Source organism: Pseudosulfitobacter sp. DSM 107133 (assembly GCF_022788695.1).
Taxonomy (GTDB): Bacteria; Pseudomonadota; Alphaproteobacteria; order Rhodobacterales; family Rhodobacteraceae; genus Pseudosulfitobacter.
In genome coordinates, this window is record NZ_CP085154.1 from 1,167,051 (window position 1) to 1,190,874 (window position 23,824).

The following is a 23,824-nucleotide window of genomic DNA, read 5'->3' on the forward strand; positions in this document are numbered from 1 at the left end:
CTGCTGTTTCCTATCCTATACGGTATCGAGATAGACTTCGACCCGCTCTTCAGCTGTCAGCTCTTCCATGTACTTGGCTTCCTGACGTTTGGTCATGGTGAAATTGCGGATCAGGCCGGGGGCAAAGATCCGCGCAATTTCGGTGCTGGCTTCAAAGGCGTCAATGGCTTTGGTCCAGGTTCCGGGCACTTGTGGCAGGTCCTGGCTATAGCCGTTGCCGGTGATCGGCGCGGGCGGATCTATTTGATCTTCCAACCCGTTCAATGCAGCACCCAGCACGGCGGCGACAGACAGATAGGGGTTCACGTCCCCCCCCGCCAGACGGTGTTCGATACGCCGTGCTGCCGCAGCGCCCGATGGCACGCGGATGGCGGCAGTGCGGTTTTCATAGGCCCATGCCACACCGGTGGGCGCATGGGCACCGGGCACCAGCCGGTCAAAGCTGTTGTGATGCGGTGCAAAGATCAGTGTCGATCCGGGCATCGCGGCAAGGCAGCCCTGGATGGCATGACGCAGTTTGTCGGACCCGCGTTCGGTGCCATCGTCAAAGATGTTCTTGCCGTCCTTGTCCAGAATCGAGAAATGCATGTGCAGGCCCGATCCGGCGTAATCCTCGTAGGGTTTGGCCATGAACGATGCGGCAAAGCCGTGTTTGCGGGCCATGCCCCTGACCAGCATCTTGAACAGCCATGCATCATCCGCTGCTTTCAACGCGTCGGGCTGGTGCATCATGTTGATTTCGAACTGCCCCAGACCGGCCTCGGAAATGGCGGTGTCGGCGGGAATGTCCATCAGATCGCAGGCGTCGTAGAGCTCGGTAAAGAACTGGTCAAACTGGTCCAACGCCCGCAGGCTCAGAATCTCGCCCGCGACGCGGCGCTTGCCCGAGCGCGGTGACACCGGCACCCGCAGATCACGACCGGAATCGTCGATCAGGAAAAACTCAAGCTCGACCGCAACAACGGGCGTCAGCCCCAGTGCGGTATAGCGTTGCTGCACAGCGGCCAGCGCGTGACGCGGGTCGCCCTCAAACGGTCGGCCATCTTCGTGGAACATCCAGATCGGCATCAACCCCGTGGGCGTGTCCAGCCAGGGCATCCGCACAAAGCCGCGCTCGGTCGGTTTCAGAACACCGTCGCGGTCACCGCTTTCCATCACCAGCGGGCTGTCATCAATGTCTTCGCCCCAGATATCAAGGTTCATCACCGACATCGGAAAGCGCGTCCCGTCTTCGATGACCTTGTCGGCGAAGCGTACGGGAACACGTTTGCCGCGCGGTTGTCCGTTCAGATCCGACGCCGCAACGCGGATCGCGCGGATGTCGGGGTTGGATTTCAGCCAGTTGTCCATGTCGACTCTCATTCTGTTCAGACTCTGAATATCCCCGACAGGGATACAAAGTCTACGAAATTTGATCAAAATATTCCGTAGGCCGTAAAAGCCCCATTATCCTATCGGATTTCAGGCAGTATTATCTGATCAAATTCATCCGAAGCTTCAGACGTGGCCGCGTGTTTTCGGGCAGATGGCGGTTCAGATGTTTGTTCACAGCACCAAACACGGTGACAATCACCAGCGTCAGCAGGATGAAGTAACAGGCCAGAATAGGGTAGGGGATAAAGGGGTTGAACGTTTTGTCCGCAAAATAGCTGGCATAATACAGCGCGTCTCCGCGCTGTTGCCACGCGGGAAAGCCGCTGAAGAACACCAATGTCGTGGCGTGAAACAGAAAGATCGCCTCGTTGGTATAGGCGGGCCACGCCAGCCGCAGCATCGTGGGCCATATGATCCGTCGGAACCGTGGCCAGCCGGACATGCCATAGGCGTCGGCGGCCTCGGTGTCGCCTTTGGGGATGGATTGCAATGCGCCAAAGAAAATCTCTGCCGTATAGGCGGCCGTGTTCAGAAACAGAACGATCAGCGCGCCCAGCCATGCGGCGGTGAAGTCGGTGAAGAACGGATTGACGCTTTTGAGCGACAGGAACAGGAAGTAGGCAAAGAAGAACTGGATGAACAATGGCGAGCCGCGGAACAGGAAGATGAACCATTCCGCAGGCTTGCGCAGAGCCCTGCGCGGCGATGCCTTGGCCACGGCCAGTGCGGTGGCCAGAAAGAAACCGGTCAGCAGGGCGCAGACGCCAAAGTAGACGTTCCAGATCATGCCCGATCCGATCAGCGTGACCTGTTCGCACAGGGTAAAGTCGGAACGCGGCAACAGCCGTTCGCCAAAGCCCAAGGACCGGAAGGCATAGGATTGGATCGTCTCGATACAGCTCATGCCGCTTTCCTTTGGGCTTCGCCGCCGGCGGTTGCCTGTCCGCGCGTCAGCCGTGCCATCAGGCGGCCCAGCAGGGTTTCAGACACTTTGGTCATCAGCAGATAGAAGATCAGCAGTGCCAGAAAATACCACATGCGCCAGTCGCCGTGGGGGTAGCTGGTGAATTTCTCGGTCTTGGTGCCGCCCAGTTCGCGCGCCCAATAGACGATGTCTTCGATGCCCAGCAGGAACAGCAGCGGCGTGGCCTTGATCAGCACCATCCACAGGTTCGACAGGCCTGGCAGCGCAAAGACCCACATCTGGGGCACAAGAATACGCCAGAAGGTCTGGCGCTGGGTCATGCCATAGGCCTCGCCGGTTTCCAGCTGGGCGCGGGGCACGGCGCGCATGGCGCCAAACAGGACGTTGGCGGCAAAGGCGCCAAAGACGATGGCAAAGGTGATGACCGCAAGGCCGAAAGCATAGGTTTCGTGCATCCACTCGGGGCTGCTGCCCAGGGGCAGCTTGGCCGCCTGACACACGATAAAATCATTGCCCTGACGCACCGGCTGGTCCCAATCGGGGCACAGGATGCGGTGGCGGGTGTATTCGAAAAGCTGGTCCAGCGCGATGACGAAAAACAGGAAAAACGCGATGTCGGGCACGCCGCGCACCACCGCGATATAGCCTTTGCCCAGCCATGATACAGGCGCAAAGCTGGCGCGCGCAGACATGGCACCGAGAAAGCCAAAGGCCAGCGCCACAGGGGCGGTGACCGCCAGCAGGCCCAGCACCTTGAGGAAAGACATGTAGAACGACAGATGCACCCCTGTTGTCAGAAAACAGGAGAGCCAGGTCAGTCCGCCCAGTGTCGAAGGATCAGTGCAATATGAAAACATGGGGGTTCAGGGCGGGGGTGTCCCCGCCCCGATGCCTTATCAATAGGTCGTGGTGTCGTCGCCGAACCACTTTTTCAGCATGGTGTTCAGCGTTCCGTCGGCTTTCATGTCGGTGATAGCCGCGTCGAACTTGTCTTTCAGTTCTGTATCGCTTTCACGCAGACCCATGCCGATGCCACCGCCCAGGGCCACGTCGTCGGCAACGAACATCAGCTCGCCACCCGAAGCTTCGACCAACGGCACCAGATAGTCGCGGTCGGCAAAAACGGCATCTGCTTCGCCATTGCGCACGGCAGCGACGGTTTCTTCGGGGGTTGCAAACTCAACCAGTGTGGCACCGCTTTCAGCGATATAGCCCGCCTGAATGGTGGCGGTTTGTGCTGCGACGATGGCCGTTTTCACATCCAGACCTTCGGCTGCGGCAACATAGGCAGAAGCGGTGGGCGGAAAGTAGTCCTGGGTAAAGTCGATGACTTCGTCACGCTCGTCGGTGATGCTCATGCCCGCCATGATGGTGTCGTAGTTGCCCGACACCAGGTTGGGGATGATGCTGTCCCAGTCGTTCTTGACCCATTCGCAGGTCAGCTCGGCGCGTTTGCACAGCTCGTCGCCCAGCTCGCGTTCAAAGCCGTCGACTTCGCCGGCGTCGTTGATGAAGTTATACGGAGGGTAGGCGCCTTCTGTGCCCATGCGGATGGTTTTGTCCTGGGCAATGGCAAAGGTTGCGCTAACGGCCAATGCGGCGGATGCAAGAATGATCTTTTTCATGATGTACTCCCGTTTGGTTTTTTTCGTTTACGCGGCGTGGGTCGCAGAGAGGAACCCGCGCAGTCGTTCGGATTCGGGGGCGCCGAACAATCTGTCTGGCGGCCCCTGTTCTTCGATCAGGCCCTGATGCAGGAACACCACATGGTCCGAGACATCAGCGGCCAGTTTCATATCATGCGTCACGATCATCATTGTCCGCCCTTCGGCAGCCAGATCCTTGATAACCTTGACAACTTCCTGTTCCAGCTCGGGGTCGAGCGCGCTGGTGGGTTCGTCAAACAGCAGCGCTTCGGGTTCCATGCACAATGCGCGTGCGATGGCGGCGCGTTGCTGCTGGCCACCCGACAACTGGGCCGGATAGACGTCGCATTTGTCGCCGATGCCCACTTTGTCCAGATAGGCGCGCGCGGCGGCCTCGACCTCTTTTGGGTCGCGTTTCAGCACGGTGACCGGCGCTTCCATGACGTTTTGCAGGATCGTCATATGGGCCCAAAGGTTGAATTGCTGAAAGACCATGCTCAGGTTGGTTCGAATGCGCAGAACCTGCCCTGCATCACCGGGACGGCGTCCATGGCCGCTGCCGCGCCAGATGACAGGTTCGCCCTTGAACAGCACCTCGCCTTGCTGGCTGTCTTCCAGCAGGTTGCAGCAGCGCAGGAGCGTGGATTTGCCGGACCCGGACGAACCGATCAGGCTGATCACATTGCCGCGCGGCGCAGAGATGTCGACACCTTTCAGCACTTCAAGAGCACCGTAGGCTTTGTGCAGGTTGTGGATTTCTATGACAGGTGATGTGTCAGACAAGGGCAGGCCTTTTGGGCTCGGTTTGTGGGTTAGCGGGTATAAGGGACAAAATTTGGGCACTTTGCAATGTGGTTTCGCACGCAATTTGATCCGGCCGCCATAGTTGACGCAAGGGCAGCCGGTATTTGCTGCGAAAGTGGGCGCAGGTCAGGGGGAGTCAAGGGGGCGCTGCCCCCGGCGCTTTGCGCCTCCCCCGGGATATTTAGGGCCAAAAGAAAGTTAGGCTCTGGACCCATTAATCTTACATACTCAGTTTGACAGATTTTTTCGCAGACTAGGAGCATCTGCGCAAGAATAGTGGTTCTATTTCAAGCAGATGTGACGAAGGCTGCGGGAAAATCCGTCAAACCCGTCACGCCGAAGGCGTGCCAATATTATTAAGCGCTCCTACGGAGCGACGGGCGGCTATTTCACTTCATCTCAAGGGTTTGGGTCGCTTGCAAATAGAACCACTATTGGCTGTGCGCCCCAAACCCTTGCAATTTCGTGAAATAGCCGCTGAGTATGTAAGATTAATGGGTCCAGAGCCTAGGGCGCGGGAGGTGTGGGGATGGCCAGATAGGCGGAGGCTGGCAGGCGGGCGATGTCATACAGGCGCAAGGTGGCGCGGTCCAGCGGTGTCAGGGCGGCGATGGCCGTGGCCAGGGCTGCTGCCAGCGGGGCCGGATCGCGATTTTTTGCGGTGATATATGGCAGTGCAGGTGTGGGTGCGGTACGATCAAAGGCGTTGAGGAAAGCTGCCGCATCAGGGTCATTGTCACCAAACATCAGCAATGTAACAGCGTCGATTGCGGCGAAGTCGGCTGTGCCGTCGAGGACGGCAGAGATCGAGGCCAGATGTGCGCCGGTTTGCAATGTTTTGCTCGGGGCGAGCTTGTGTTGGGAAAGGTGATGTATGGGCGCGGCCCAGCCGGATTGCGACAGCGCTTCGTTATAGGCCATCGTGCCTTTGGAAAGTGCTTTCAGGTCGCGCGGGTCGTCGTGGCGTTTGATAAGGTAGCTGAAATAGTGGCCCACCGGGCAGTCGGGCAGGTGGTGGTCGGGGGTGGCGACCAATTGCACGCGATCATGCAGGCGGGTGCGGTAGGGCATGCCGCAGGTCTGGGCCAGCAGCAGCGCGCCCGATCGCCAGATTTCCCAGGGGTCAGTGTCACGGGCCAGCGTTGCGGGACCATAGCCAAGGGCGGCGCGCACGCCCGCCCACAGCCTGTCGTTGGCGGCGCGGGCGTGGGGCATGTCGTACATGCCCAAGGCTGCAATCATGCGCCCGAGACCTGCTGGCGGGCGATGGCACTGTCGCGGTCGGTGACGCCCAGCAGGTTGGCGACCAGCCGCAACACCGCGTCTTCTTCCTGTGCGCGTTCACCGTCGGCCAGAACCACGGTCCACATGGCTTCGATCACGCCAAGACGGTGTTCGTATGGCACGGCGTCCTTGATGGCACGGGTGAAGCGGACGGTGTCGGGCGCTTCGGCTTCCAATCCTTCGGCGTCGCGGCGCAGGGCGGCGGCGGCTTCGGGCATCAGCCCGTAGCGGGCGGCAACAACGCTGTCGATGGTGGCGGCTTCACCGGCATCATAAATACCGTCCGAGCGGGCGATTCGCACCAGCAGGGCGGTCAGCGCAATGCGCGCGTCGGTGTCGGGCAGTTGGGCGGGCTCCGGCTGGGTCAGCCGTTTGAGGAAATCAGCAAACATGCGTCAGATATAGGGGCAGACCAGGCCAAGGCCAATGCACAGTTTAGAGTGTCCGGCCTTAAACATGAAACACTTGTTCTTTGCCTTCGCCTGCGGCTCAGCGCGAAAAGTGATGTGCGATGCCTCAGGTTAAAGGCCGGACGCTTTAATGACCGGGTGCCGCGCCTGTGGCTTCGGCCTGAATCGTGGCGCTGTCGGCGTCGGTGATGCCAAGGGCCGCTTCGATCTGGTGCAGGGACAGCTCTTCGGAGGCTTTGCGCCGTCCGTCGGCCATCACAACCTTCCACATGGCCACGGCCAGCATGCGACGGTCGTCATAGCCGACTTCCTGCCGCAGGATTTTCGCAAATTCGTCGGTGCCCGGCGCATGGCGCTCCAAAGCTTCGCAAGAGGCACGCAGTTTTGCGGCCTCAAGCGGTTTCAGCCCGAAGGTGGCTTGCAGGATGCGGTCGATCTGGCTGACCTCTTCCACGGTGTAGCTGCGGTCGGCCAGTGCGACGCGCACCAGCAAGGCCCCCAGCGCCAGCTGCGCGTCGGGTTCAGGCAGCGGTTTCTGGTCACGGGGACGGCGGGGGAATAGGCGTTCAAACATGACCGGACCCTAGCCCAAGTCGGGCGGCGGACCAAAGCGCAAATTGTCCAAAGCGAGGCCCTGATCGTCGAAATTTGTCAGCACAAAGCCTGCGATGTCGGATGTGCCATCATTGCGGGAAAATCCGAATCTGTCTTCGCCCAACGGGCCCAGTTGCAGGGTAACGATGGCAGAGCCGTCGCGGCGCAGGAATTGCACCTGTGCGCTGCCGCCCTCGCCGCCGCGCAGATCAAAGGCCAGCGCGGGTTGATCGCGGTCGAACTGCACGGCAATGGCGCCTTCGCCCTGGGCGTCGCGTTTGGGAAAGCCAGCGCTGCCATAGCCGACCAGAACGGTGCGCGCGGTGCCGCCCATGTGTACCAACGCCAGATTTTGCCCCGCATCACCGGCAACCAGCGCCAGCGGCGGGCCAAGGGCCGCGCCGGTGACGCTGTCGTGATTTCCGGCAAGTGAGAGGCTTTGGCCCGCGAACCGTTCGCCAAAGCGCGCGCCATTCAGGCTCAGCACCTCGTCCAGATGGCGGCCGGGGCCATAGCTTGACTGCTGGTCGTCAAAGGTGATGGTTTGGGTCAGCGCCAGCGTGTCCGGATTCACAACGCAGACAGCCGTGTCGCAGGCCGCGGCGGCGTCTGCAAGAACCAGCGCAGCGCAGGCGCTGCACCACGGGGATGCCCGCTTAGGGATCATAGCCTTCGACAATCACGAGGTTGCCATCCGAGATGTCCTTGCGCAACTCATATGCGGCCTTGTAGGCGTCGCTTTCATAGCAGGCGACCGCGTCCGCGTAGCTGGGAAACTCGATGACCACGGTGCGGCTGTTCCATGTGCCTTCGGGGTTGGTCTGTTGGCCGCCCCGTACCACGAAGCGGGCACCATATGCGGCGAGAGGGGCCGCGTTGGCGGCCTGGTACTTTTTGTAGCTTTCTGCATCATGCACCACGTTATGCGCGATCCAGTATCCTTTGGCGGCCATGGGGTGTCCTTATTTCAGCGTGTCAAACCGATCTTTCAGACGTTTTGCCTCGGCGTCCAGACCGAAGGGCGGATTTATCACAAAAAGACCCGATCCGATCATGCCGTGCCCCGGGCGCGCGGGGGGAAAGCGGACCTCTGCGCGCAGGGCGTCGGGATAGGTTTTTGCCAGGGTTTTCAACATCGGAACATGCAAGCCCGCGGTCAGCACCGGATACCACAGTGCAATGATGCCCACGTTCCAGGCACGGGTGTATTTGGCAATGTGCTGAGGGATGTCGGCGTAGTCGTCCTTGATCTCGTATGACGGATCAATCAGCAGCACCCCGCGCCGGGGCGTGGGCGGCAACAGGCTGTGGGCGGTGTCGAACCCGTCGCGCTGGTGGCAGGTGACCGGATAAGGCGACATCGCATAGGCCAGCGCGCCGTGTTCGCGCGGATGCAGTTCGGCCAGATGGATGGTGTCGGTGGGGCGCAACAGGCGTGCGGCGATCATCGGTGATCCGGGGTAGGCTCGGGGGCCATCCTCGGCGCGGACCTGTTCCAGCACGCGGGTAAAGGGATGGTCCGGTGGGAACCAACCCTGTGCACGTCCGATACCCTGGGTTGCCTCGTCGGTTTTACGCGCCTCGTTCGCGTCCAGATCATAGCTGGCACGCCCCGCGTGGGTTTCGATATAGGACAGCGGTTTGTCCTTGCGGGTGAGATAGTCCAGCATCCACGCCAGCAGGCCGTGTTTGTGAACATCTGCCAGATTTCCGGCGTGATAAATGTGTTGATAGCTCAGCATGGGTCCTTGTGCGGTATGCTGGGGCAGCACGCAAGGCGCTGTTGCGGTACGCCTGTGCCAGGCTTCGTAAGAGGATAATAACCTTTTGTTCAGACCTAGCTGCCAATGTTCTGCACTGCAATGTTAGTCAGATTGGACCCTTTCATGAAAGATAGCTCTCCCACACGGCCCGCAGGTCAGGGGCTTGAACTGCCGCGTGACGCCTTTTTTGCCGATATTATCGGTGAATTGGCAGGCGCTCTTGAAGATGTCATCGGACTGGAAGATGCCGCAGGGTTTGTGGCGATGGTTGGCAACCGGATTGGCGACGATCTGTCGCGGCGCTATGGCGAAATCGGTTTTCCACAGGAAACAGCCGAAGATATCGGTCGCATGTGTGTGGACATCAAGAACCAGATCAGCGGGACCTTTGAAGTGGAAGAGGCGACTGACGAAAAGGTGACCTTTACCAATTGCGACTGTCCGTTCGGAAATCGGGTCAACGGGCGCCCGTCGCTGTGCATGATGACAACCAATGTTTTCGGTCGCATTGCCGCCAATGCCACAGGTTATGCAAGGGTCCATGTGTCGGAATCGATTGCCGCAGGTCATGATCGCTGCCGGGTCACCGTTGGTTTGAAGCCGGACGAAAACGCCGGCGGACACGAGTTTTTTCGCTGAATTTATTCACATTAACCGGCGCCTTTGCTGAACGACCTAATCTTTTGTTCAGACTTATCTGCCACGGTTCTGTTCTGGAATATGAGGAATCTGGGTGATCTTATGAACGATGTTACACCTATCCCATCAGCACCCGCAAAACTGGATCTGTCGCGTGAGGACTATTTTGCCGATATGGTCGGCGAACTGGCTGGCGCTCTTGAAGATGTTATCGGTCTGGTCGATGCATCAAGTTTCATTGCTATGGTTGGCAACCGTCTGGGCGATGACATGGCAAAGCGCTATGCCGATGAGGGTTTTTTTCTGGAAACCGCAGAAGACATTGCGCGCATTTGTGTGGATATGAAAAATCAGGTCAGCGGCAGCTTTCGACTGGAAACTTTTTCCGAAGAGGGCATGTCGTTTACCAATTGTGATTGCCCGTTTGGTGACCGTGTCAAAGGGCGCCCGTCCTTGTGCATGATGATGACCAATGTGTTTGGACGCGTTGCCGCCAATGCAACCGGATATGCGCGCGTGCATGTGACCGAGTCGATTGCTGCGGGGCATGACCGTTGCCGTGTTACGTTGGGTTTGAAACCGGTTGATGGTGCTGACGGACATGAATTTTTCAGCTGATTTGACATCGACCACAGGGCAGCTTGACGCGGTGTTCGGGCGTGCGCCCGAACCCGTTCTGATTCTGGAAACATCGGGTGAGGTCGCCTATGCCAACGTTCCGGCCAAGGAATTGCTGCTTGCCGACCCCAAGGGTGAAGGTCCGGGGTTTCTGGACGCGGTAAAGCCGCATCTGGCGCGCATCGTGCGTACATCGGTGTCTATGCCACTGCGTATAGAGATCAAAGACAACACCATGTGGTTCAAAGCATGGCGTGTTTCCGCGCCGACAACAGCGCAAACCCCGGCGCAGGTAATGCTATTTGGCGATTCCTCTGCCAGGCTGCGCAGCAGCTTCCTGAATTTGAAAACCGAATTTGCCACTATTGAAAGCAGCCGGGCGCGCGACATAAGGATCGCGCAGCAACTGAAGGAAGAGGCAAAACACCTGCGCCGTCTGGTGGCCACCGACCAGTTGACAGGGCTGGCCACTGCTGCCGAACTGCGCAGAGCGGTTGAAAGGGCCGTACAGACGGATAGCAATTCAGGCGCACTTTTGTTTGCCGATTTTGACGGCTTTAAAGAGATCAACGACACCTACGGTCACAGTGCCGGAGATGCGCTGCTGGCGCAGGTCGGAAGCCGATTGCTGGAACATAAGCGGCCCGAGGATGTCTCGGCGCGCGTCGGCGGCGATGAATTCGCGTTTTGGGTGTCTGGCGTGGATGCGTCGATTGCAGCCAAGATTGCCATCCGTCTGCGTCGTCAGATCGAGCGGCCAGTGTCATGGCGCGGCTCCGACGGCGCGGTGACCGATCTGGTGGTTGGCGCGTCGTTTGGCATCGCCCAGTTTCCCCAGGATGGCGGAGATTATACCGCTTTGGCCAATGTCGCAGATGCGCGGATGTACACCAACAAACGTGATCGCAAGGCCTTGCGTCCGCACAACGTCAAACCCTAGGGGCCAGGAACAGGGGCCTCAGGCCCCCGATATCATACCAGTCGGCTGACCTCTTTGGCGGCGCGCACGAAATCCTTGAACAGCGGATGTGGTGCAAAGGGTTTTGATTTCAGCTCGGGATGGAACTGCACCCCGATGAACCACGGATGATCCGGCCATTCCACAATCTCGGGCAACCGGCCATCGGGCGACATGCCGCTAAAGCACAGGCCCGCTTTTTCCAGCTGCTCGCGGTACTTCACGTCCACCTCGTACCGGTGGCGGTGGCGTTCGTCGATCGTGGTGGTGCCATAGGCCAGCGCCACTTTCGAGCCTTCCTTTAGAACCGCATCATAGCTGCCCAGGCGCATGGTGCCGCCCTTGTCGTCGCCCACCTTGCGGGTGACCTTGGCATTGCCTTGCACCCATTCTTTCAGGTGGTAGACCACTGGCTCGAACCGCTTCTTGCCCGCCTCATGGTCGAACTCTTCCGAGCCTGCGGTCTCGATCCCGGCCACATTCCGCGCAGCTTCGATCACTGCCATCTGCATACCCAGACAGATGCCCAGATAGGGAACCTTGTGCTCGCGGGCATATTGGGCTGCCTTGATCTTGCCCTCGGTGCCACGCTCGCCAAAGCCGCCGGGCACCAGAATGGCGTGGAAACCGGCCAGAAGCGCCGCCACGTCGGTGGATTTGTCGAACACTTCGGCATCGACCCATTCAATACGCACTTTGACCCGGTTGGCCATGCCGCCATGGGTCAGCGCCTCGGCGATGGATTTATAGGCGTCTTCCAGCTGGGTGTATTTGCCGACAATCGCAACCTTCACTTCGCCCTCGGGGTTGTGAACCCGGTCCGAAACGTCCTGCCATGTGGTCAGTTCGGGGCGCGGCGCGGGGCTGATCTGAAAGGCGTCCAGAACCGCCTGATCCAACCCTTGTTCGTGATAGGCCAGCGGCGCGTCATAGATGGTGGGCAGGTCATAGGCCGCGACAACAGCCTCTTTGCGCACATTGCAGAACAGGGCGATTTTCTCGCGTTCTTTCTCGGGGATCGGTTGTTCGGACCGGCACACCAGAATGTCGGGCGCGATGCCGATGGATTGCAGTTCCTTGACCGAGTGTTGCGTCGGCTTGGTCTTCAACTCGCCCGAGGCCGCCAGATAGGGCAGAAGGGTCAGGTGCATGAAAATGCATTGGCCGCGCGGTTGGTCATGGCTGAACTGGCGGATTGCCTCAAAGAAGGGCAGGCCTTCGATGTCACCGACGGTGCCGCCGATCTCGCACAGCATGAAATCGACCTCGTCCGCGCCAATGTGCAGGAAGTCTTTGATTTCATTGGTAACGTGGGGCACAACCTGAATGGTTTTGCCCAGATAATCGCCGCGACGTTCTTTTTCCAGCACTGTGGAATAGATCCGCCCCGAAGACACGGAATCGGTTTGGCGCGCGGGCACGCCGGTGAAGCGCTCGTAATGGCCAAGATCCAGATCGGTTTCGGCGCCGTCATCGGTGACAAAAACTTCGCCGTGTTCAAAGGGCGACATCGTGCCGGGATCGACGTTCAGATAGGGGTCAAGTTTGCGCAACCGTACAGAAAAGCCGCGTGCCTGCAACAAGGCCCCCAGCGCTGCCGACGCGAGCCCCTTGCCAAGTGAAGAGACCACACCGCCAGTGATGAAGATATAACGCGCCATGAGTTCGGATGCTCCCCGTGTTGCAAGTGCGAATTTTGGATGGACCAAAACCACCAGAATCGGCTGCGATTTTCACAGCACCACGGGGCCTCAGTATAACAGATGATTTCGGTTCAAGGCAAGCCGTGCCGCAACATGATGTTGCAGCGCGGCATCTTGCCTCAAGGTATAGCTATGTTAGGTCAGTCGCCCGCAGGTACCAGCGGCGCTTCGGCATCGCTTTGGGTTGGCGGGGTCAAACCGCCGGCGGGCGGTGCCAGCGGCGTGCTTTCCTGCGTTTCAGGTGCGGCACCCAGCCGGTCGATAACCGAAGAACCCGCGGCTTTTTCTGCGGCGATAATTGTCAGAGTGATCGACGTGATGATAAAGCCAGCCGCCAGAATCCATGTCAGCTTGCCCAATGCGGTCGCAGCTGCGCGGCCGGTCATGGCACCGCCACCGCCACCGCCCATGCCCAGACCACCGCCTTCCGAGCGCTGAAGCAGCACTACTGCAATCAGCCCGAGGGCCAGAATAAGGTGGATGATCAGGACGACGTTTTCCATGGATGCTCACGATGCTCACGTTCGGTTTTGCGGGTATCTATGCAAGTTTCGCAGGCGGGGCAAGGGCGCGTGGCCGGTAATGCCGAGCACACTGGACAAATGCTGCGAGTCGGCGTCATTGTGCGGCCATGCCACATGACCATCACGAGCACGATCACCCGCATGCGCTGCTGCCACCTGACCCTGCGTTACGGGTCAAGGCACTGGAGACGATCCTGACCGAAAAGGGGTTGATCGACCCCGCGGCGCTGGATGAAATCATCGATACCTATGAAAACCGCATTGGCCCGCGCAACGGCGCGCATGTGGTGGCGCGGGCCTGGTTTGATCCGGCGTTTCGCGCGGCCTTGCTTGAGGATGCAACCGCGGTTGTGTCCGGGCTGGGCTATTACGGGCGGCAGGGCGAACACATGGTTGCGGTTGAGAACACGGATGACGTGCACAATATGGTCGTCTGCACCCTGTGCAGCTGCTATCCGTGGCCGTTGCTGGGGATTCCGCCGGGCTGGTATAAATCCGACGCCTACCGCGCCCGCGCAGTGCGCGAGCCGCGCAAGGTGCTGGCCGATTTCGGTGTGACCTTGCCCGAGGACACCGCCGTGCGGGTCTGGGATTCAACGGCCGAGGTGCGGTATCTGGTGATTCCGCAGCGTCCGGCGGGAACGGATGGCATGGACGAGGCGGCGCTGATGGATCTGGTGACACGCGATTCGATGATCGGCACCGGTCTGGCACTGAAGCCATGAGCCGTGTCCACGACATGGGCGGACGTTTCGGTGATGGCGCGGTCATACCCGAGCCCGAAACCGAGGTCTTTCACGCCGACTGGCACCCGCGTGCATTGGCGATAACGCTGGCCTGTGGATCGCTGGGCCTGTGGAACATCGACACCAGCCGCCACGCCCGCGAACGGCTTGCACCCAAGGATTACGCCGCCTTCAGCTATTACGAAAAGTGGATGGCAGGGCTGGCTGATATGCTGGTGGACAAGGGCGTGCTGACGCCCGGGGAACTGGAAAGCGGCCATGCCGCAGGGCCATCGCCCCTGGCGACCCGCAAAATGACCGCTGATGCCGTCGCCGGCGTTTTGGCGCGCGGCGGTCCGGCGGAGCGGCCCGCGCAGGTCAAAGCAGTTTTTGCCGCTGGCGATGCGGTGCGCACACGGCGGCACGCGCACAATGCATTCGTTGACGGTGGCCACACGCGGCTGCCTGATTACGCAGCAGGGGCGGTGGGGCGCATTGTGCGCCTGCACGGCCACCACGTTTTGCCCGACGCTGCCGCACATGGTTTGGGCGACCGGCCCGAACCCTTGTATGCTGTGGCGTTTCCGGCTTCGGAACTGTGGGCGCGCCCGGAACATCCGCGCGACGAGGTGGTGCTGGATCTGTGGCAAAGCTATCTGGAGCCTGCGACATGACCCGCCCTGAACCCGTATTTGAAGCGCCGTGGCACGCGCAGCTTTTCGCGCTGACGGTCTATCTGAACGAGGCGGGACGGTTCGACTGGCCTGATTGGGCTGCACGGTTTTCATCCACTTTGGCGCGGCACGGGCTGACCCGTGAGCTGAACGGTGGTGATGATTATTTTGCAGCCTGGCTGGAAACGCTTGAAACCCTGTTGGCTGAAAAAGGCTGGGCCGAAGCGGCGGCGGTGGCTGAGATGCGGGATGCGTGGAGGGCGGCATACCTGCGCACGCCACATGGGGATCGGGTGACGCTGGACGCCTGAATCACTCGTCGATGTCGTCCACGTCTGCCTGACCGGACAGCCGACGGCGCACCAGGCTCCATGACAGGCCGATGCCCAGAACCGCGCTGAGCGCCAGAAGCCCCAGCCAGGTGTTCATGCTGGTATTGTCAAGACTGAGCAAGTGCAGATCATACAGCACCCACAGGCCCGCGCCCACGACGGCCAGCACCAGTGCCATGCCAAAACCACCAATAGAGCGCAGGGTGGCCCGCAGATAGATGATATAGCCAATCAGCAGAAGCAGCCCCACCAGAACGGCTATTGACAGGTTGTCGCCACCATAATCTCGCACCCACCGCACATAGTTGAATTCGGTCGGATTATAGGTCAGTGCCAGCAGCAAAAAGGCTGCCAGCCAACGCGTGATAAAGCCCATAGCGGCCTCCGGTGTCTGGTCTTTACCGGAATTGCCCAAATTCACCCCTTGTGTAAAGGGTGCAGGGTCAACAAACGCTCCCCGAGATTTCTTGGAATTATGCGGCGCGGTCCACAGTTTGTGGTTTCGCGCCTGCATCGGGCAGACTATACCACACCCGGTTTGCAAACATAAAGGACCTGCATCATGGCCAATGTCGTCGTTGTCGGCGCCCAATGGGGTGACGAAGGAAAAGGCAAGATCGTTGATTGGCTCAGCGAGCGCGCCGACGTCATTGCGCGCTTTCAGGGTGGGCATAATGCGGGTCACACGCTGGTGATTGATGGCAAGGTTTACAAGCTGAACGCGCTGCCTTCGGGTGTGGTGCGTGGCGGCAAGCTCAGCGTGATCGGCAACGGTGTGGTGCTGGATCCCTGGCACCTGATCAAGGAAATCGCATCGATCCGCGAGCAGGGTGTCGAGATCACCCCCGAGACTTTGATGATCGCCGAGAACACGCCGCTGATCCTGCCAATTCACGGCGAGCTGGATCGCGCGCGCGAAGAAGCCTCCAGCAAAGGCACCAAGATCGGGACAACCGGGCGCGGCATCGGCCCCGCCTACGAGGACAAAGTGGGCCGCCGGTCGGTGCGTGTGGCCGATCTGGCCGACGAGGCGACGCTGGTGGCGCGTGTTGATCGCGCGTTGCAGCACCATGATCCGCTGCGCCGTGGTCTGGGAATCGACCCCATTGACCGCGATGCGCTGATTGCGCAGCTGAAAGACATCGCCAAGGAAATCCTGCCCTTCGCAGCCCCCGTATGGAAGGTGCTGAACGAAAAGCGCAAGGCCGGCAAACGTATCCTGTTCGAAGGGGCGCAGGGTGCGCTTTTGGACATCGACTTTGGCACCTATCCCTTTGTGACCTCGTCCAACGTGATTGCAGGTCAGGCCGCGACGGGTGTTGGCATGGGCCCCGGTGCGATCAACTATGTTCTGGGCATCGTCAAAGCCTATACCACCCGCGTGGGCGAAGGCCCGTTCCCGACCGAATTGCACGACGACGACGGTCAGCGGTTGGGCGAACGGGGCCACGAATTTGGCACCGTCACAGGCCGCAAGCGTCGCTGTGGCTGGTTCGATGCCTGTCTGGTGCGCCAGACCTGTGCCACCAGCGGTGTCGACGGCATTTCGCTGACCAAGCTGGACGTTCTGGACGGCTTTGAAACGCTGAAGATCTGCGTGGGTTACGAGCTCGACGGCGAGCGGATGGACTACCTGCCCACCGCCGCCGATCAACAGGCGCGCTGCACGCCGATCTACGAAGAAATGCCGGGCTGGTCGGAATCGACCGAAGGCGCGCGCAGCTGGGCCGATCTGCCTGCCGAGGCGATCAAATATGTGCGCCGCGTCGAAGAGCTGATCGAATGCCCGGTGGCGTTGCTGTCAACTTCGCCCGAACGTGAAGACACCATTCTGGTACGCGATCCGTTCGCTGATTAAGGGGGCCGCATGGCGCTAAGCTACAAGGCACGGCGGCGTTGGTCGCTGATCATTCTGGTGGTGGGGCTGCCGCTGTATATCATCCTTGCGGTGAATCTCGTGGCGCTGTTCGACCGGCCTGCGATCTGGGTCGAACTGCTGGTATATCTGGGGCTTGGCGTCTTGTGGGCCTTCCCGCTCAAGGCCGTGTTCAAGGGGGTCGGGCAACCGGACCCCGACGCGGAAGACTGATGCAGGCATCTGCCCCGATCCCGATCCTGCGCAGCTTTGACGAAGCCAAGGCACGGGAATTCTACGTGGACTTTCTGGGCTTCGAAGTGGTGTTCGCGCATCGTTTCGAGCCCGACCTGCCGCTGTATCTGGGCCTGCGTATGGGCGATTGCGAACTGCACCTGTCCGAACATCACGGCGATGCATCGCCGGGGGCGGCGCTGCGTATCGGGGTGCGCGATGTGGCTGCCTATGCGGCTGAGTTAAATGCCAAGGAATACGGTTTTGCCCGTCCGGGCGTCCAGCGCCAGCCCTATGGCATGGACGATATGAGCGTGGCCGATCCCTTTGGCAACAGGCTGATCTTTTGCACCCCGGTGCCGGAAAGCTGATCCTTCAAATGCCAAACGGCGGACCCGTAGGCCCGCCGTTTCAGTCTCTTTCAGGCCTGGCAGTCAGCCCGCGGCGCGCTGGTCGGGCCGGAACCCGATGTCGCCCGAGACTGCAAAGCGCCCGCCCTTGATCTTTTCGATTTTCCCGGCCCGGAGCAGTTGGCCAAAGGAACGCAGGCTGTCTTCGCGGCTAAAGTCGGCGCCGACGACCTGACGCACTTTGGTCATCAGTTGGGGACGCGAGAACTGGTCCCGCTCTTCCACAAATGCCAGAAACGCGGCGGCAGCTTCCAGAAGATCGGGCAGATCGTGGGCGCCCATGTCGTCGGCAAATTCGGCAAAGCTGTGTGCGCCGTTTGTGGTCTCTACTGCGGCAGGTGGTTGTGCCACGCGGCGCGGGGTCACGGGGGTCACTGCGGCGGGTGGCACTGAATTAACGCGCTGTTCCGCCACAAGCTTCAGCGGTGCAGGGCGCTGCACGTCGGGGCGGCGGCCAGCGTCGATGCCCCGGACTTCGGGGCGGCGCGGTTTGACCACATCAGCCAGATCGGTCTGATAGGCGCGCACTTCCAACGCAGTCTCGGCGATTTTGGCGCCAACGATCCCCTCGTCCGAATTCTTTGCCGCCACGGCGGCGCGCAGATGGGCAAAGGCATCGCGGCGGCGCGCGCTTTCGGGCTCGCCCATTTCGGCATCGGCTTTGGCCATCAGACGGTCCATGTCGCCATCGTCGGCAGCGTCAAGCATGGCCGCGGCGACCCGCGTGTCCTCATCCTGTTCGATATCGTCCTTTTCAGCGGCGGTCAGGTCTGCCTCGACATCAGCAAGTTCGCGCAGCAATGCGTCTTCGTCTTCGTCCGACAGGGACGATCTGACGGTTTTGTCTTCCTCGTCGTCGTCGTCCATCTCTTCAAGATTGCCCTGGGCAATGGCCGCCTCAAGCTCGGAGCGTTTGACTTTGACGATGCGGGTGATGCGCGGGGCAGGGGCGGCTGCCGTGGCGTCCGCGTCATCCTCTTCTTCGACGATCATGATCTCTTCGTCGTCATCGTCGTCGAACAGGTTCATGTCGTCGCTGTCGTCCGGCAGATCGGCGCTGTCGTCGGCCAAGGCATGCGGGATTGCGGCTTGGGCGTCCGGCGTTTCCTCTTCTGCGGTCACATCGCTTTCGGCCAGGGCGTCGTCGTCTTCATCCGAGGCGCCGCGGTCCAGACGTGCGAGGATCGTCGCGACCTCTTCGTCGTCATCGTCCTCGATCATCGTCATGGAGTCGTCATCGTCCAATGCGGCGTAGACGTCGGCGGCAGCTTCGGCTGCGATATCTGCGGCGGAGTCTGTGCCGACAGGGTCGTCGGCTTCGTCCTCTGCCTGGTCCATCATCGCCTTCATCAGCGCATCGTCTTGCGCGGCGATCACATCGTCGGCTTCGTCTTCGAAAGCCTCTTCGGCATGTGCTGCATCGGCGACCAGCCCTTCGGCGTGCTCGTCTTCGGAATAGTCCTCTTCCAAATCTTCGTCGTCAGCTTGCGAAACCACGGCGCGGATGCGTTCAAGTTTGGCCGCAATGCTGTCCGCATGGGGCACCACGCGGTCGCGGGCAGGTGTTGCAAGCTCTTCAGCGATTGCGATTTCAGGGGCGATGTTGTCCGCCGCCTCTTCAATCGCGTCTTCGGCCGTTTCTGTGTGGCTTTCGGCAAAGAAGGCTTCGGCTGTTGCCTCTGTTGCATCCATTTCTCCGGTCGCCACAGGCGCAAGCATGTCGCCGGCATTGGCATGATCAAAGGCGTCGTCAATGCCGTCAGGCGTTTCGGTCTCAAAGTCTTGCGCATCCGTACCGCTGTCGACGTCCTGAAGTTGGACAGCATCGGATTCGGGTGCCAGTTCGGGTGTATTCTGCTCGGCCACAGGCGCGTGGGGGGCAGCAACCGGCGCGGGGGTTTCAGCAACCGGCGCAGCAGCCTTGGCAACAGGGGCGACCGGCGCGGGTGCAGCCGCGGCAGCTTGAGGTGCAGCGGCCTCTTGCTGGTACGGTGTTGCCGGTGCGGCGGCTTCAGGCGCGGCCCCTTCGGGGGCCGTTGCGCTTAGGAAGATGCGTCCGTCATTGGTGCGTGCCTCGACCCTTCGGGCAATCTCACGCTCGGCGATGCGCGCCAGCATTTCGGCATCGGGTTGCGGAGGTTCTGCGCCAAAATACCGGTCGTCGCTGGCCAGATCGCGAAAATATTCCGCAATGGCTTTCATTGTATGGAAAGAATCGTCAAACCCTTCCAACGTGCACGAGAAGGTGCCGTAGGAGACCGTTAAAATTTTATTGTTACTCATCATGGTGGGCGTCCTCTGCGGTGCTGCAGGCTTTGGTATTGTTGAATGGCGCGGCCAAAGCGGCCCGAATCTGTGCCGAACACGGTATCATTTTAAGGCGACATTGTGATCTGTTTCCAAACAAAGGATTAATACCCCCGTGAGCACGGTGATTGTCGAGAGTGTGGCCCCAGTAACGCTGGTGGGCGGTGGTGCAGGCGACGTGTCGGACGTGACACTGGCGCGCAAGTTTGCCCCCGTCTGCGTCGCTGCCGATGGCGGAGCCGCGCTGGCCCTTAAGGCGGGTGTCATACCCGATGCCGTCATAGGCGATTTTGACAGTCTTTCAGCCAGTATACGTCAACAAATCCCGCCGGAAAACCTTTATCATATAGAAGAACAGGATAGCACGGATTTTGCCAAGGCTTTGCGCAGCATATCCGCGCCTTTGGTCATTGCCGTCGGTTTCACCGGCGCGCGCGTGGATCACCAGCTGGCGGCCTTGCACGTTATTGCAGCGTATCGGGCGCGACCGTGCATCGTTCTGGGGGCCGGTGAGGTGATCTTTCATTGCCCCGCTCAGGTGGCTTTGCCAATGGCTGAGGGGGATGTCGTATCATTGTTTCCAATGCGTAAAGTGTCGGGCCGTTCGACCGGATTGCACTGGCCGATTGACGGGTTGGCCTTTGATCCCATGCAGTTAATCGGCACGTCGAACCGGGCGACCGGACCGGTAAAGCTGTGGATGGACGGGCCGGGGATGCTGTGTATTGCGCCGCGGCGAATCTTGCCGGAACTGGTTCAAGCGCTGCTTTAGGGTCCAGAGCCTAGGCCGTCGGGGGCACCCGCATCTGGCGTCGCGCGACGGTGCGCTCGCGCAGCACCACATACAGTCCTGCGCCAACTGTGATCAGGATGCCCACCGCTGCCAGCCCGTTGGGCAGGTCGCGGAACACGACAAATCCGATCACGGTGGCAAAGGGGATTTCCAGGTACTGCATGGGCGCCAGCGTGGCCGAAGGGGCAAAGCGCAGCGACCATGTCATCAGAAGATGCCCCAGAGTTCCCAGCAGGCCGATACCCAACAGCAACAATGTCTCGCGCCCGTCGGGCAGGCGCAGCGCCAGTGCGCCCACATCCTCGGAGAACAGCAAAAGCAGCGGTGTCATAAGCGCAACCGCCATAGCGCCCGACACGGCTTGCAAGCTGACAGGATCGGTCTGCTTGGCGATCTGGCGGGTGACCAGCATGAACAGCGCAAAGGTCACGGCCACAAAAAGCGGCCACAAGGCGGGCCAGCCCACATCGGCAAAGCTGGGCTGCACAACCAGCAGCGTACCGGCAAAGCCCACAGCACAGGCGATCAGGCGGCGGCTGCCGACCTCTTCGCCCAGTACGAATTTGCCCAAGAGCAGCATGATGAACGGCATGACAAATGCGATCGCCACCGCATCGGCCAGCGGCAGATAGCGCAGGGCGGTGAACATGCCGCCAATGCCTGCGATGTGCAGCAGGGTGCGCAGAAAGGTCAGCCGCAGCACGCGGCCCTGCATCTTCCAGTGTCGCCCCGTCAGCCAGACCAGCGGCACCAGCACCAGCATCTGCACCATAAAGCGGCACCACAGCAGCTGCCCCAACGACAGCGACTGGCCGATAAGTTTGGCCAGCGAGTCGCCCATCGGCGCGACGACGCAAAAGCCGAGCATCATCATGATGCCAAGAAGGGGGCGGTCCTGATCCATCAGGGCACGCTAGGTGCGGCTGCGGGGATTGGCAATTCCCGCAGCCGCAAAAACTCAGCAGTTCGGGACGTTGACCGCCAGCCCGCCCAGCGAGGTTTCCTTGTACTTCTCGGACATGTCCGCACCGGTCTGGCGCATGGTCTCGATACAGGCATCCAGCGGCACCAGATGGGTGCCATCGCCGCGCAGGGCCAGCGATGCCGCACTGACCGCCTTGATCGCGCCCAGCCCGTTGCGTTCGATGCAGGGCACCTGCACCAGTCCTTTGACGGGGTCGCAGGTCATGCCCAAATGGTGCTCCAGCGCGATTTCTGCGGCGTTTTCCACCTGTTCGGGCGTGCCGCCCATCACCGCGCACAGGGCGGCGGCAGACATCGCGGCAGCGCTGCCGACCTCGGCCTGACAGCCTGCTTCGGCGCCCGAGATCGAGGCGTTGTATTTGACCAGCCCGCCGATGGCGGCGGCGGTCAGCAGGAAGTCTTCCACATGTTTTTCGGACGCGCCGGGAACATGGTCGAGATAATAGCGCAAGGTCGCAGGCAGTACGCCCGCCGCGCCGTTGGTGGGGGCGGTCACGACTTGCCCGCCCGCGGCGTTTTCCTCGTTCACCGCCATCGCATAGACGCTCATCCAGTCGTTGATGGTGTGCGGCGCCTGCTGGTTCAGGCCGCGCTCGGCCTGCAAAGCATCGTGAATCGCCTTGGCGCGGCGCTTGACCTGCAAGCCGCCTGGCAGGATGCCGTCATTGGTCAGCCCGCGATTGATACAGTCGTTCATCACCTGCCACAGCCGCGCGGTGCCGCGTTTCAGATTGTCGGCCCCGCCGCGCGATTCTTCGTTGGCGCGTTTCATGCCCGCGATGGTCTTGCCCGAAGCCTTGGCCATCTCCAGCATTTCCTTGGCGGATTTGAACGGAAAGGGGATAGGATCGCCTTCGTCGGTGTCCTTGCCGGCGGCCAGCTCTTCCTCGGTCATCACGAAACCGCCGCCGATGGAATAAAACACCTGCCGCAATGTGACGTCGCCCTGGGCATCGGTCGCCATCAGAATCATACCGTTGGCATGGCCTTTCAGGTGGGTGTCATAGTCGAACACCAGATCCTGTTTGGGATCAAACGTCAGTGGAGGCAGGCCGTCGGGGTGCAACAGGTGCGACGTTTCCAGCTCGGCCAGCACCGCTTCGGCCTTTTCGTTGTCATAGGTGTCGGGGACAAAACCGGCGAGGCCGAGAATAGTGGCACGGTCGGTGGCGTGACCGACGCCGGTGAAGGCCAGCGATCCGTGCAAAGACGCGCGCACGCCCGCAAAATGGAAGGGCGAGGCGCGCATCATGTCCAGAAAACGCGCGGCAGCAACCATTGGCCCCATGGTGTGGGACGACGACGGGCCAATGCCCACTTTGAACATCTCGAAGACTGACAGGAACATTTAGGTGGCACTTCCTTGGGGCGGGGTGGGTGCGCGGGGCGCGGTGAAGGGCGTGTTGCCCAGACCTTCGGCCTGCATCAACATCGCACAGGCGGGCAGGGATTCGACGCGCAGGCATGTGGCATGCAGCGCGGGATAGGTGGACAGATCGAACCAGCTGCGGTCCGTGCCCTCAGGGTAAAGAACACACCAGCGCAGGCAAGCCGCAATGTAGAAATCCAGAACCGTCGGGGTCTGACACTGCCAGTCGGGGGTCGCGGCGTCCAGATTGCGAAAGTGTCCGGTCAGCTGGCCTTGAAGCTGGCGGCGCAGACGGGCCTGATCGCGGGGGTCATCGCCGATGTATTTGTCCGGATAAAAGGTCATCCGCAGGGCTGGGTGCAGGGTGTTGGCGACAAAGAACAGCCATTTCAGCCAGTTGCCCCGTTGCGCGTGCTCCGGTGCCGGGCCCAGCCCGCCGTGGGTATCGGCCAGCCACAGCACAATCGCGCCGGTTTCGAACAATACCCCTTGGGGTGTTTCCAGCGTTGGGATCAGCCCGTTGGGGTTCAGCGCGCGGTACGCCTCTGACGTCTGCGCACGCGTCGCACGGTCCACCAGACGCGTCTGATAGGGCAGGCCGGCATGGTCCAGCGCCAACCGGACGATCAGCGAGGCATTGTCAGGGGCATAGTGCAGCACATAGGTCATGCCCGCACACATAGCGCCCGTCGCGCGGCGCAGGATCGCTGTTTGCGACGCATCTGCTGCGAAAGCTGACGCGGCGACACAGCAAGCCAGAAACAGCGTTTCACGCCGCCCGCAGTGCAGTCAGGCCCATCCGGTCACCGGATCGCGGGTCAGGGGCGCAGACCAGCGAAAGCCATGGTCCCGGCTTGTGGCATCACAAGACCTGTATGCGCCAGATTTTCAATTGTTTT

General features: G+C 60.8%; 28 protein-coding genes. 10 read left to right on the forward strand and 18 right to left on the reverse strand.

What is annotated here, in order from left to right; genetic code table 11:
* Positions 1–15: 15 nt before the first annotated feature.
* The 11 genes from DSM107133_RS05800 to rlmJ form a co-directional block, all read right to left on the reverse strand.
* Entirely contained in the window at positions 16–1,350 is a 1,335-nt protein-coding gene (locus DSM107133_RS05800; protein ID WP_114293772.1) for a glutamine synthetase family protein, read from the reverse strand.
* 121 nt (positions 1,351–1,471) lie between these two features.
* A complete protein-coding gene (locus tag DSM107133_RS05805) occupies positions 1,472–2,278 on the reverse strand; it encodes an amino acid ABC transporter permease (protein ID WP_114293773.1) in 807 nt (268 codons plus the stop codon).
* Positions 2,275–3,156, reverse strand: a complete 882-nt coding sequence (locus tag DSM107133_RS05810; protein WP_114293774.1) for an ABC transporter permease subunit — start codon at positions 3,154–3,156, stop codon at positions 2,275–2,277. The genes DSM107133_RS05805 and DSM107133_RS05810 overlap by 4 nt, the downstream gene beginning before the upstream one ends.
* Positions 3,157–3,195: 39 nt before the next feature.
* Positions 3,196–3,924: a transporter substrate-binding domain-containing protein gene (locus DSM107133_RS05815; RefSeq protein WP_114293775.1), complete on the reverse strand. Its 729-nt coding sequence runs from the start codon at positions 3,922–3,924 to the stop codon at positions 3,196–3,198.
* Between the two features lie 27 nt (positions 3,925–3,951).
* Complete coding sequence (locus tag DSM107133_RS05820; protein WP_114293776.1) at positions 3,952–4,728, reverse strand: amino acid ABC transporter ATP-binding protein; 777 nt, start codon at positions 4,726–4,728, stop codon at positions 3,952–3,954.
* Positions 4,729–5,256: 528 nt separating this feature from the next.
* Entirely contained in the window at positions 5,257–5,991 is a 735-nt protein-coding gene (locus DSM107133_RS05825) for a PhnD/SsuA/transferrin family substrate-binding protein (protein WP_114293899.1), read from the reverse strand.
* Complete coding sequence (locus DSM107133_RS05830; protein WP_114293804.1) at positions 5,988–6,425, reverse strand: TerB family tellurite resistance protein; 438 nt, start codon at positions 6,423–6,425, stop codon at positions 5,988–5,990. The genes DSM107133_RS05825 and DSM107133_RS05830 overlap by 4 nt, the downstream gene beginning before the upstream one ends.
* A 145-nt stretch (positions 6,426–6,570) precedes the next feature.
* Positions 6,571–7,017: a TerB family tellurite resistance protein gene (locus DSM107133_RS05835; RefSeq protein ID WP_114293805.1), complete on the reverse strand. Its 447-nt coding sequence runs from the start codon at positions 7,015–7,017 to the stop codon at positions 6,571–6,573.
* A 9-nt stretch (positions 7,018–7,026) separates the two neighbouring features.
* Positions 7,027–7,704, reverse strand: a complete 678-nt coding sequence (locus tag DSM107133_RS05840; RefSeq protein WP_114293806.1) for a hypothetical protein — start codon at positions 7,702–7,704, stop codon at positions 7,027–7,029.
* Complete coding sequence (locus DSM107133_RS05845; protein WP_114293807.1) at positions 7,694–7,990, reverse strand: DUF1330 domain-containing protein; 297 nt, start codon at positions 7,988–7,990, stop codon at positions 7,694–7,696. Before DSM107133_RS05845 ends, DSM107133_RS05840 begins: the two co-directional genes overlap by 11 nt.
* Before the next feature lie 9 nt (positions 7,991–7,999).
* Entirely contained in the window at positions 8,000–8,779 is a 780-nt protein-coding gene (rlmJ, locus tag DSM107133_RS05850) for a 23S rRNA (adenine(2030)-N(6))-methyltransferase RlmJ (protein WP_114293808.1), read from the reverse strand.
* A gap of 144 nt (positions 8,780–8,923) precedes the next feature.
* On the opposite strand from rlmJ, the gene DSM107133_RS05855 reads away from it, so the two are divergent.
* The 3 genes from DSM107133_RS05855 to DSM107133_RS05865 all read left to right on the forward strand — a co-directional run bounded on the left by DSM107133_RS05855 (position 8,924) and on the right by DSM107133_RS05865 (position 10,997).
* Positions 8,924–9,439: a methanogen output domain 1-containing protein gene (locus tag DSM107133_RS05855; protein WP_114293809.1), complete on the forward strand. Its 516-nt coding sequence runs from the start codon at positions 8,924–8,926 to the stop codon at positions 9,437–9,439.
* Between the two features lie 102 nt (positions 9,440–9,541).
* Complete coding sequence (locus DSM107133_RS05860; protein WP_114293810.1) at positions 9,542–10,057, forward strand: methanogen output domain 1-containing protein; 516 nt, start codon at positions 9,542–9,544, stop codon at positions 10,055–10,057.
* Entirely contained in the window at positions 10,041–10,997 is a 957-nt protein-coding gene (locus tag DSM107133_RS05865; RefSeq protein ID WP_162792046.1) for a GGDEF domain-containing protein, read from the forward strand. Before DSM107133_RS05860 ends, DSM107133_RS05865 begins: the two co-directional genes overlap by 17 nt.
* A gap of 32 nt (positions 10,998–11,029) precedes the next feature.
* Here DSM107133_RS05865 and DSM107133_RS05870 read toward each other — a convergent pair whose 3' ends face one another.
* On the reverse strand, positions 11,030–12,676 hold the full coding sequence (locus DSM107133_RS05870) for a CTP synthase (protein WP_114293812.1): 1,647 nt from the start codon (positions 12,674–12,676) through the stop codon (positions 11,030–11,032).
* Positions 12,677–12,858: 182 nt separating this feature from the next.
* Positions 12,859–13,221 carry a preprotein translocase subunit SecG gene (gene secG / locus DSM107133_RS05875; protein WP_114293813.1) on the reverse strand — a complete coding sequence of 121 codons (363 nt, stop codon included), beginning with the start codon at positions 13,219–13,221 and terminating at the stop codon, positions 12,859–12,861.
* Positions 13,222–13,349: 128 nt separating this feature from the next.
* Between secG and nthA the strand changes: the two genes are divergently transcribed.
* The 3 genes from nthA to DSM107133_RS05890 are packed head-to-tail and all read left to right on the forward strand — an operon-like array spanning position 13,350 to position 14,952.
* The gene (gene nthA / locus DSM107133_RS05880) at positions 13,350–13,967 is read left to right on the forward strand and encodes a nitrile hydratase subunit alpha (protein ID WP_114293814.1); all 618 of its coding nucleotides are present in this window, start codon (positions 13,350–13,352) and stop codon (positions 13,965–13,967) included.
* On the forward strand, positions 13,964–14,641 hold the full coding sequence (nthB, locus tag DSM107133_RS05885) for a nitrile hydratase subunit beta (RefSeq protein WP_114293815.1): 678 nt from the start codon (positions 13,964–13,966) through the stop codon (positions 14,639–14,641). The genes nthA and nthB overlap by 4 nt, the downstream gene beginning before the upstream one ends.
* Positions 14,638–14,952 carry a nitrile hydratase accessory protein gene (locus DSM107133_RS05890; protein ID WP_114293816.1) on the forward strand — a complete coding sequence of 105 codons (315 nt, stop codon included), beginning with the start codon at positions 14,638–14,640 and terminating at the stop codon, positions 14,950–14,952. Before nthB ends, DSM107133_RS05890 begins: the two co-directional genes overlap by 4 nt.
* A gap of 1 nt (position 14,953) precedes the next feature.
* Here DSM107133_RS05890 and DSM107133_RS05895 read toward each other — a convergent pair whose 3' ends face one another.
* Positions 14,954–15,349, reverse strand: coding sequence for a DUF6524 family protein (locus DSM107133_RS05895; RefSeq protein ID WP_114293817.1), 396 nt, complete (start codon positions 15,347–15,349; stop codon positions 14,954–14,956).
* Between the two features lie 186 nt (positions 15,350–15,535).
* On the opposite strand from DSM107133_RS05895, the gene DSM107133_RS05900 reads away from it, so the two are divergent.
* From DSM107133_RS05900 to DSM107133_RS05910, 3 genes are read left to right on the forward strand one after another with little or no spacing between them, the layout of a single operon-like run.
* Complete coding sequence (locus DSM107133_RS05900; RefSeq protein WP_114293818.1) at positions 15,536–16,831, forward strand: adenylosuccinate synthase; 1,296 nt, start codon at positions 15,536–15,538, stop codon at positions 16,829–16,831.
* A 9-nt stretch (positions 16,832–16,840) separates the two neighbouring features.
* Positions 16,841–17,062, forward strand: a complete 222-nt coding sequence (locus DSM107133_RS05905) for a DUF2842 domain-containing protein (RefSeq protein ID WP_114293819.1) — start codon at positions 16,841–16,843, stop codon at positions 17,060–17,062.
* Positions 17,062–17,433, forward strand: coding sequence for a glyoxalase superfamily protein (locus DSM107133_RS05910; protein ID WP_114293820.1), 372 nt, complete (start codon positions 17,062–17,064; stop codon positions 17,431–17,433). Before DSM107133_RS05905 ends, DSM107133_RS05910 begins: the two co-directional genes overlap by 1 nt.
* A gap of 63 nt (positions 17,434–17,496) precedes the next feature.
* Here DSM107133_RS05910 and DSM107133_RS05915 read toward each other — a convergent pair whose 3' ends face one another.
* Positions 17,497–19,674: a hypothetical protein gene (locus DSM107133_RS05915; protein ID WP_240310546.1), complete on the reverse strand. Its 2,178-nt coding sequence runs from the start codon at positions 19,672–19,674 to the stop codon at positions 17,497–17,499.
* Positions 19,675–19,894: 220 nt separating this feature from the next.
* Between DSM107133_RS05915 and DSM107133_RS05920 the strand changes: the two genes are divergently transcribed.
* Positions 19,895–20,551, forward strand: a complete 657-nt coding sequence (locus DSM107133_RS05920; protein WP_114293822.1) for a thiamine diphosphokinase — start codon at positions 19,895–19,897, stop codon at positions 20,549–20,551.
* Positions 20,552–20,561: 10 nt separating this feature from the next.
* Here DSM107133_RS05920 and DSM107133_RS05925 read toward each other — a convergent pair whose 3' ends face one another.
* From DSM107133_RS05925 to DSM107133_RS05935, 3 genes are read right to left on the reverse strand one after another with little or no spacing between them, the layout of a single operon-like run.
* Positions 20,562–21,476, reverse strand: a complete 915-nt coding sequence (locus DSM107133_RS05925; protein ID WP_114293823.1) for a DMT family transporter — start codon at positions 21,474–21,476, stop codon at positions 20,562–20,564.
* Positions 21,477–21,530: 54 nt separating this feature from the next.
* A complete protein-coding gene (locus tag DSM107133_RS05930; RefSeq protein WP_114293824.1) occupies positions 21,531–22,904 on the reverse strand; it encodes an L-serine ammonia-lyase in 1,374 nt (457 codons plus the stop codon).
* Positions 22,905–23,594, reverse strand: coding sequence for a glutathione S-transferase family protein (locus DSM107133_RS05935; protein WP_114293900.1), 690 nt, complete (start codon positions 23,592–23,594; stop codon positions 22,905–22,907). It lies immediately after the preceding gene.
* Positions 23,595–23,824 lie beyond the last annotated feature (230 nt).

What these genes read in the sequence shown, in the direction of transcription:
- nthB (WP_114293815.1), top strand. Translation starts at nt 13,964, where the DNA reads ATGAGCCGTGTCCACGACATGGGCGGACGTTTCGGTGATGGCGCGGTC.
- rlmJ (WP_114293808.1), bottom strand. Translation starts at nt 8,779, where the DNA reads ATGCTGAGCTATCAACACATTTATCACGCCGGAAATCTGGCAGATGTT.
- nthA (WP_114293814.1), top strand. Translation starts at nt 13,350, where the DNA reads ATGCCACATGACCATCACGAGCACGATCACCCGCATGCGCTGCTGCCA.
- DSM107133_RS05830 (WP_114293804.1), bottom strand. Translation starts at nt 6,425, where the DNA reads ATGTTTGCTGATTTCCTCAAACGGCTGACCCAGCCGGAGCCCGCCCAA.
- DSM107133_RS05805 (WP_114293773.1), bottom strand. Translation starts at nt 2,278, where the DNA reads ATGAGCTGTATCGAGACGATCCAATCCTATGCCTTCCGGTCCTTGGGC.
- DSM107133_RS05845 (WP_114293807.1), bottom strand. Translation starts at nt 7,990, where the DNA reads ATGGCCGCCAAAGGATACTGGATCGCGCATAACGTGGTGCATGATGCA.
- DSM107133_RS05825 (WP_114293899.1), bottom strand. Translation starts at nt 5,991, where the DNA reads ATGATTGCAGCCTTGGGCATGTACGACATGCCCCACGCCCGCGCCGCC.
- DSM107133_RS05915 (WP_240310546.1), bottom strand. Translation starts at nt 19,674, where the DNA reads ATGAAAGCCATTGCGGAATATTTTCGCGATCTGGCCAGCGACGACCGG.
- DSM107133_RS05890 (WP_114293816.1), top strand. Translation starts at nt 14,638, where the DNA reads ATGACCCGCCCTGAACCCGTATTTGAAGCGCCGTGGCACGCGCAGCTT.
- DSM107133_RS05840 (WP_114293806.1), bottom strand. Translation starts at nt 7,704, where the DNA reads ATGATCCCTAAGCGGGCATCCCCGTGGTGCAGCGCCTGCGCTGCGCTG.
- DSM107133_RS05800 (WP_114293772.1), bottom strand. Translation starts at nt 1,350, where the DNA reads ATGGACAACTGGCTGAAATCCAACCCCGACATCCGCGCGATCCGCGTT.
- DSM107133_RS05860 (WP_114293810.1), top strand. Translation starts at nt 9,542, where the DNA reads ATGAACGATGTTACACCTATCCCATCAGCACCCGCAAAACTGGATCTG.
- DSM107133_RS05855 (WP_114293809.1), top strand. Translation starts at nt 8,924, where the DNA reads ATGAAAGATAGCTCTCCCACACGGCCCGCAGGTCAGGGGCTTGAACTG.
- DSM107133_RS05930 (WP_114293824.1), bottom strand. Translation starts at nt 22,904, where the DNA reads ATGTTCCTGTCAGTCTTCGAGATGTTCAAAGTGGGCATTGGCCCGTCG.
- DSM107133_RS05905 (WP_114293819.1), top strand. Translation starts at nt 16,841, where the DNA reads ATGGCGCTAAGCTACAAGGCACGGCGGCGTTGGTCGCTGATCATTCTG.
- DSM107133_RS05895 (WP_114293817.1), bottom strand. Translation starts at nt 15,349, where the DNA reads ATGGGCTTTATCACGCGTTGGCTGGCAGCCTTTTTGCTGCTGGCACTG.
- secG (WP_114293813.1), bottom strand. Translation starts at nt 13,221, where the DNA reads ATGGAAAACGTCGTCCTGATCATCCACCTTATTCTGGCCCTCGGGCTG.
- DSM107133_RS05835 (WP_114293805.1), bottom strand. Translation starts at nt 7,017, where the DNA reads ATGTTTGAACGCCTATTCCCCCGCCGTCCCCGTGACCAGAAACCGCTG.
- DSM107133_RS05900 (WP_114293818.1), top strand. Translation starts at nt 15,536, where the DNA reads ATGGCCAATGTCGTCGTTGTCGGCGCCCAATGGGGTGACGAAGGAAAA.
- DSM107133_RS05925 (WP_114293823.1), bottom strand. Translation starts at nt 21,476, where the DNA reads ATGGATCAGGACCGCCCCCTTCTTGGCATCATGATGATGCTCGGCTTT.
- DSM107133_RS05935 (WP_114293900.1), bottom strand. Translation starts at nt 23,594, where the DNA reads ATGACCTATGTGCTGCACTATGCCCCTGACAATGCCTCGCTGATCGTC.
- DSM107133_RS05870 (WP_114293812.1), bottom strand. Translation starts at nt 12,676, where the DNA reads ATGGCGCGTTATATCTTCATCACTGGCGGTGTGGTCTCTTCACTTGGC.
- DSM107133_RS05910 (WP_114293820.1), top strand. Translation starts at nt 17,062, where the DNA reads ATGCAGGCATCTGCCCCGATCCCGATCCTGCGCAGCTTTGACGAAGCC.
- DSM107133_RS05810 (WP_114293774.1), bottom strand. Translation starts at nt 3,156, where the DNA reads ATGTTTTCATATTGCACTGATCCTTCGACACTGGGCGGACTGACCTGG.
- DSM107133_RS05815 (WP_114293775.1), bottom strand. Translation starts at nt 3,924, where the DNA reads ATGAAAAAGATCATTCTTGCATCCGCCGCATTGGCCGTTAGCGCAACC.
- DSM107133_RS05865 (WP_162792046.1), top strand. Translation starts at nt 10,041, where the DNA reads ATGAATTTTTCAGCTGATTTGACATCGACCACAGGGCAGCTTGACGCG.